This is a genomic window from Streptomyces sp. UW30 (assembly GCF_008042075.1).
Lineage (GTDB): Bacteria > Actinomycetota > Actinomycetes > Streptomycetales > Streptomycetaceae > Streptomyces.
The window spans coordinates 1-682 of the sequence record NZ_RDBN01000190.1 but is presented as its reverse complement, the minus strand read 5'-3'; the positions used below and the strand labels follow the sequence as shown (position 1 = coordinate 682).

At 74.9% G+C, this 682-nt stretch carries 1 protein-coding gene; it reads right to left on the bottom strand.

Annotated features, from left to right (window positions below; genetic code table 11):
- Positions 1–368: 368 nt before the first annotated feature.
- Positions 369–682 (bottom strand): DUF2293 domain-containing protein (locus EAO75_RS45495; RefSeq protein WP_148000970.1); only part of this gene is annotated, 314 nt, incomplete at its 5' end.

The following is a 682-nucleotide window of genomic DNA, read 5'->3' as shown; positions in this document are numbered from 1 at the left end:
GGCCAGGGGAAGGCGGGGCGGCGGGGAGGGTCGGTGACGGTGGAGGACGGTGCGCCGCGGTGTCTGAGCAGCGGAGGACGCCGGCGAGGCCGGGGACGGTGGGGGTCGGTGGCGAGGTCGGTGGAGGTCGGTGGCGAGGCYGGGGACSGCKGAGGACAGCGGCGGGCCTGGAGCWGTGGAGGACGCCKGCGAGGCCGGGGACGGTGGAGSTCGGTGGCGAGGCCGGGGATCGCTGAGGACAGCGGCGGGCCTGGAGCAGTGGATGGAGGACATCGTCGAGGCCGCGGACAGTGGTGGACGGACGCCGGCGAGGGCCTGGGGCGACGGACGACGGCGGCGTCGGCGCCGCGTGAGTGGCCGCTGCACCGTCAGCCGGCCTCGGACACTTCCGCCCGCCACGCCCCCAACCTCGTCGCCACCACCGCCGCGATCCGTCGACGGGCCTCGTGCCGCGGTATGCCGCTCATCAGCAACTGGTCGTACGGCGTGTCCACGTGCCGCACGGCCGCCACGACCGCCGACGTCACCGCCACCCTGTTCCACGTGTTGATCGTCATGATCAGGGCCAGGACGTGGGCCAGTTCCGTGTCGTCGAACTGGGCCGCCGCCTGTGCGTAGGCCTCGTCCGGGACGCCTCCGTCGGCGACCAGGGTCACCGCCTCCGTGAGGGCCAGGGCCGCCT